This window comes from Williamsia sp., from assembly GCF_016462415.1.
Taxonomy (GTDB): domain Bacteria; phylum Actinomycetota; class Actinomycetes; order Mycobacteriales; family Mycobacteriaceae; genus Williamsia_A.
The window spans coordinates 3,103-8,784 of sequence record NZ_JAEMTF010000094.1 but is presented as its reverse complement, the minus strand read 5'-3'; the positions used below and the strand labels follow the sequence as shown (position 1 = coordinate 8,784).

Below are 5,682 nucleotides of genomic sequence, written 5' to 3'. Positions count from 1 at the left end.
TTTCGACGCCGCCGCGCGGGCGGGCGCGGGCGTCGCCATCCTCGACCTGGAGGATGCGGTCGCACCCGGCGACAAGGACACCGCCCGCGCACTGGTCGTCCAGAAGCTGACGGCCCTGCGTGACAGCGCATCCGTGGTCCGGTACGCGGTACGGATGAATGCGCTCGGATCGGTCGCCGGGCTCCGTGACCTTCTCGCCGTCGCCGAGCACCGCCTCACGCCTGACTACGTGGTCATCCCCAAGGTCGAGGCCGCCGCGACCGTCGACCTGGTCGCCGAGATCCTGCACGATGCGGGCGTGGTGACCGACCTCGTGGCGATGATCGAGTCCGCTCGTGCGGTCACCGAGTTCACCGCGATCCTGCGCGAGGGCCGTACACCTCCTGCCGCGGTCATGTTCGGCGCCGCCGACATGGCCGGCGATCTCGGTGCCGAACCGGGGACCGCCGTCCTCGAGCAGGCCCGCAACTCGGTCCTGCACGCCGCGGCGGCGTCCGGGGTGCCCGTGGTCGACACCCCGTTCTTCGACGTGCACGACGCCGACGGTCTCACCGACTCGGTCGCCGACGCCGTCCGTAGCGGCTTCGCGGCGAAAGCCGCCATACATCCGCGCCAGATCGCCACGATCGCCGACGGCTTCACGCCGTCGGGCGAGGAGATCCGTTGGGCCACCGAGGTGGTCCAGGTCGCCGAACGTGGCGTGGGCACCGTGAACGGCCAGATGATCGACGAGGCCATCGCTCGGCGGGCTCGTCGGATACTCGCCCGAGCGAACTGACATCAATCGCTCTACAGCACAACAGAAGGAGAAGCAGATGGACCCCATCCTCCCCGCCTATCGGGAGTTGGCCCCCCACACCTATCGAGAGACATCCGGTCTCTACTTCGAGGACTTCGTGGTGGGCGACACCTTCGAACACCGGCCGGGTCGAACCATCACCGACACCGACAACATCTGGATGACGTTGCTGACCATGAACACCCAGCCCGTCCACTTCGACGCCGCGTACGCCGCCGCCACGGAGTGGAAGAAGATGCTGGTCGACTCGACGCTCACCATCGCCGTGCTCACCGGCATGAGTGTGCGCACCGTGAGCGCGAAGGTGGTCGCCAACCTCGGGTGGGACAAGGTCCGCGCCACGCACCCGGTGTTCGCCGGCGACACGCTCTACGCCTCCACCACGATCCTCGCGGCCCGGGAGTCGAAGAGCCGGCCCACCCAGGGCATCGTCACCGTCGAGACCACCGGAACCAACCAAGACGGTGACGTGGTGATGACCTTCGAGCGAACCATGTTGATATACAGGCGCGGTCACGCGCCCGAGCAGGAGGCGAACTACTGATGACCACCACCACAACCCGGACCGGCGCCCAGGAGTACGCCGCCAAGCTGACCGACGCCCACACCGCGGTCGAACGGATCGAGAGCCACTCGACCGTCGCCCTCGGCCAGGCCGCGGGGCAACCACCGGCGCTGATGCGTGCACTCGCCGACCGGGCCCGCGAACACGAAATCGACGAGGTCAAGCTCTACTACTTCCACGCCGAGCAGCCGATGCAGGACAGCCTGCTCCGTTACGAACTGATGGGCGCGTTGCGCCCCCACTCGATGTTCCTGCAGCGGGCCGAGCGGGAGCTGATCGCCCACGGAGACCGTGACGGACGCAAGGTGGTCTCGTTCGTCCCCACGGCCTTCAGCCAGTCGATCCGGCTGTTCGCCGACCGGATCCCGGTCGACACGTTCCTCGTCTCGGTGTCACCCATGGATTCGAACGGCTACTTCACCTTCGGCACCAACAACGACTACACCAGTTCGGTTGGACGGCAGGCGAAACGACTGATCGTCGAGGTCAATGCACACATGCCGCGGGTGTTCGGCGCCTCGGCGCTGCACGTGTCGGAGGTCGACGCCATCGTCGAACACGACGAGGAACTCCCCGAACTGCCACAACGCCCGATCGGCGACATCGACCGCACCATCGCCCGACGCGTCGCCGAACTCGTCGGAGACCATGCGTGCCTTCAGATCGGCGTCGGCGGACTGCCCCAGGCGGTGTGTGAGGCGCTCGGTAATCGATCCGACCTCGGCATCCATTCCGAGGTGCTGACCCCGGCGCTCGCGGGTCTGATCTCCTCCGGCGTGGTGACCAACCGCCACAAGGCGATCCACCGTGGGACCTCGGTGTTCACCTTCGCCATGGGCGACAGGGCATTCTACGAGTTCCTCGACGACAACCGCGGCGTGGAGAGCCATCCCGTCGACCACGTCAACGACCCCGCGGTCATCGCCCGCAACGACAACGTCGTGTCGGTCAACTCCACCATCGAGATGGACCTGACCGGCGCCTGTAACTCCGAATGGATCAACGGGCATCAGTACAGCGCGGCCGGCGGTCAGGTCGACTTCGTGCGCGGCGCCTACAACTCGCGCGGCGGACTGTCGGTCATCGCGTTCGCCTCGACCGCGAAGCAGGGCACGATCAGCAAGATCGTGCCGCGGTTGTCGGGGCCGGTCACCACCGCCCGCAACGACGTACACCACGTGGCCACCGAGTACGGAATGGTCGACCTCAAGGGGCTGTCCTCCACCCAGCGGGCCCAGTCCCTGATCGCCCTGGCGCATCCCGACCACCGCGCCGAACTCACCGAGGCCGCCCGCGAACGGCACCTGATCTGACGCTCATCGAAGGGAGACCAGCCATGCAGATCGAATCGCTCGACCACCTCGTCCTCACCGTCGCCGATCCGGCCGCGACCGTTCGGTTCTACACCGGCGTCCTGGGGATGACCGAGCACACCTTCGGCTCCGGCCGGACCGCGCTGCGTTTCGGCCACAGCAAGATCAACCTGCACCAGGCCGGGAACGAGTTCGAGCCGAAGGCCAACCGACCCACACCCGGCAGCGCCGATCTGTGCTTCCTCGTGGCAACACCGGTCACCGAGATCGTCCACCGACTCCACGCGGCCGATGTCCCGATCGTCGAAGGTCCGGTCACGCGCACGGGTGCGACCGGCGACATCCTCAGCGTCTATGTCCGCGATCCCGACGACAACCTGATCGAGCTGTCGAACCCGATGTGACACAGCAGACAACGTCGCGCCCGTCTCGCATGCCCACACCGGGCGCAGGACTAGCGTGGCAACGGGCCTGGCGACACCCGCCGGACCCGCCGACGACCACGTCTCTCACAAGGAGCTCTCCATGGCGACAACCATTGCCGACCAACTGATCCGCGGCCTCATCGATGCCGGCGTGACCCGCATCTACGGGATCGTCGGGGACAGTCTCAACCCCGTGGTCGACGCCGTTCGGCGCTCCGGCGGCTCCGCAAAGGGCGGTATCGACTGGATCCACGTCCGCCACGAGGAGGCCGCCGCGTTCGCCGCCGCCGCTGACGCCCAGACCACCGGCAAGCTCGCCGTGTGTGCCGGGTCCTGTGGCCCCGGCAACCTGCATCTGATCAACGGCCTGTACGACGCACACCGGTCCGGCGCGCCCGTCCTCGCCATCGCCTCGCACATCCCGAGCAGCGAGATCGGCTCGGGCTACTTCCAGGAGACGCACCCCGATCGCCTGTTCGGCGAGTGCTCACTGTTCAACGAGCTGATCCTCACCACCGACCAGGCACCGCGGATGTTCCGCGCCGCGATCCACTCGGCCATCACCGGCAACGGGGTCGCCGTGCTGACCCTGCCCGGCGACATCGCCGAGGAATCGGCCACCGCAGCAATGGATCCCATCTCGATCCCTGCCACGCCGACCGTGACCCCGCCCACCGAGGTCATCGAGAAGCTTGCCCAGGCCGTCAACGCCGCCGAGAAGGTCGCGATCTTCGCCGGCTACGGCGTGAAGGGCGCGCACGACGAGGTTATCGCGCTGGCCGAGAAGATCGGCGCACCCATCGGACACTCGTTGCGCGGCAAGGAGTTCATCCAGTACGACAACCCCTTCGACGTCGGTATGACCGGCCTACTCGGCTACGGGGCCGCACACGCGGGCATCCACGACGCCGACCTGCTTATCCTGCTGGGCACCGACTTCCCGTACTCGCAGTTCCTGCCCGACAAGGTCACGACCGCGCAGATCGACATCGACGCCACGAAGATCGGCCGACGCACCGCGGTCGAGTTGCCCGTGCACGGCGATGTCGGGGCGACGGTGCGCGCCCTCGCGCCGCTGGTGAACCGCAAGACCGATCGGCGCTACCTCGACACCTGGCTGGGCAAGCACGACCAGCTGATGAACAAGGTCGTCGGCGCGTACGCGACCAACGCCGAGAAGCTCGTCCCCATCCATCCCGAGTACGCCGCGTCGATCCTCGACGACCTCGCCGCCGACGACGCGATCTTCACCACCGACACCGGCATGTGCAACGTGTGGACAGCCCGTTTCATCAACCCGACCGGTCGACGGAAGTTCATCGCCTCGATGCTGCACGGCTCGATGGCCAACGCACTGCCGCACGCCATCGGCGCACAGTCGGCACAGCCCGGGCGACAGGTCATCTCGATCTCCGGCGACGGCGGCTTGTCGATGCTGCTCTCGGAGATCCTCACCGTCGCGATGTACAAGCTGCCGGTGAAGATCATGCTGTTCGACAACGCCACCCTGGGCATGGTCAAGGCCGAGATGCTGGTCGACGGCCTGCCCGATTTCGGCGTCGACGTCGCGCCGGTGGACTACGCCGCGATCGCCGGCGCGGTCGGTATCCACAGTCGGCGCGTCACCGAGCCCGGCGACATCTCCGCCGCAATGGCCGAGGCACTCGCCCACGACGGGCCTGCGCTGGTGCAGTTGGTCACCGATCCGCTGGCGTTGTCGGTGCCACCCAAGCTCACCGGCACCCAGCTCAAGGGCTTTGCCCTCGCGATGAGCAAGGTGGTCCTCAACGGCGGGATGGGTGAGGCCATGAAGATGGCCAAATCGAACCTGCGGAACGTTCCCCGACCCTGATCTGAGACGCGACCGAGAATCGGCGCATCGGCCTTGACCCTCACGTAGCGTGCGGCTCTAGCGTCGATCTCGTCGGCCACACCGGGTGGCCGCAGAGGAGTAGGTGACGGCATGAGTGAGCCCGAGACGCTCTACCGCGTCGGACAACTGGCGGAGCTGACCGGTCTCACCGTGCGGACCCTGCATCACTACGACGACATCGGGCTGCTGAGTCCGTCGCGTCGTAGCGGTGCGGGCTATCGGCTCTACGACGGCGTCGATGTCGAGCGTCTCTACGGGATCCTGGCGTTACGGCAACTCGGACTGTCGCTGGAGCAGATCGCCGAGGCGATCACCGACCAGACGTCGCTCGAGGCGATGCTGGTCGCGCACTCCGAGCACATCGAGGCCCGGCTGGCCGACATCCAACGGCTGCAGAAACAGCTCGGCGCCGTGCTCACGACGGTCCGTACCCGCGCTCGCCCCACCGACACCGACCTCCTCGACCTCATCAGGAAGGTGATGACAATGGACGCACGAGTGGAGAACTACTTCGACGCCGACCAGTTGGCGGCGCTGGCAGTTCGTCGAGAAGAGTTGGGCGAGCAGCAGATCCGCGCGGTGGAGAATCGGTGGCCGTCGCTGATCGCGGAGGTGGATGCCGCGATCGCCGCGGGGATGGATCCGGCCTCACCCGAGGCCGGCGCGCTCGCGACCGAGTGGATGGGCCTGCTCGAGCAGTTCCACGG

General features: G+C 67.2%; 6 protein-coding genes. All 6 read left to right on the top strand.

Annotation, left to right across the window (positions count from 1 at the left end; all coding sequences use genetic code 11):
- Positions 1-778: aldolase/citrate lyase family protein (locus tag JHC79_RS18440; RefSeq protein ID WP_296393535.1), on the top strand; the 778-nt coding region annotated here is incomplete at its 5' end.
- A gap of 37 nt (positions 779-815) precedes the next feature.
- Entirely contained in the window at positions 816-1,343 is a 528-nt protein-coding gene (locus JHC79_RS18435) for a MaoC/PaaZ C-terminal domain-containing protein (protein WP_296393532.1), read from the top strand.
- Positions 1,343-2,677, top strand: coding sequence for an acetyl-CoA hydrolase/transferase C-terminal domain-containing protein (locus JHC79_RS18430; protein ID WP_296393530.1), 1,335 nt, complete (start codon positions 1,343-1,345; stop codon positions 2,675-2,677). The genes JHC79_RS18435 and JHC79_RS18430 overlap by 1 nt, the downstream gene beginning before the upstream one ends.
- A gap of 23 nt (positions 2,678-2,700) precedes the next feature.
- Positions 2,701-3,081 (top strand): VOC family protein, encoded by a 381-nt coding sequence (locus JHC79_RS18425; RefSeq protein WP_296393528.1) that lies wholly within the window; start codon positions 2,701-2,703, stop codon positions 3,079-3,081.
- 121 nt (positions 3,082-3,202) lie between these two features.
- Positions 3,203-4,954 carry a pyruvate dehydrogenase gene (locus JHC79_RS18420; RefSeq protein WP_296393526.1) on the top strand — a complete coding sequence of 584 codons (1,752 nt, stop codon included), beginning with the start codon at positions 3,203-3,205 and terminating at the stop codon, positions 4,952-4,954.
- A 111-nt stretch (positions 4,955-5,065) separates the two neighbouring features.
- On the top strand, positions 5,066-5,682 hold a 617-nt coding region (locus tag JHC79_RS18415; RefSeq protein ID WP_296393523.1), incomplete at its 3' end, for a MerR family transcriptional regulator.

Bases quoted from the DNA above. Each gene is read 5' to 3' on its own strand.
- JHC79_RS18435 (WP_296393532.1), top strand. From the start codon at position 816: ATGGACCCCATCCTCCCCGCCTATCGGGAGTTGGCCCCCCACACCTAT.
- JHC79_RS18430 (WP_296393530.1), top strand. From the start codon at position 1,343: ATGACCACCACCACAACCCGGACCGGCGCCCAGGAGTACGCCGCCAAG.
- JHC79_RS18425 (WP_296393528.1), top strand. From the start codon at position 2,701: ATGCAGATCGAATCGCTCGACCACCTCGTCCTCACCGTCGCCGATCCG.
- JHC79_RS18420 (WP_296393526.1), top strand. From the start codon at position 3,203: ATGGCGACAACCATTGCCGACCAACTGATCCGCGGCCTCATCGATGCC.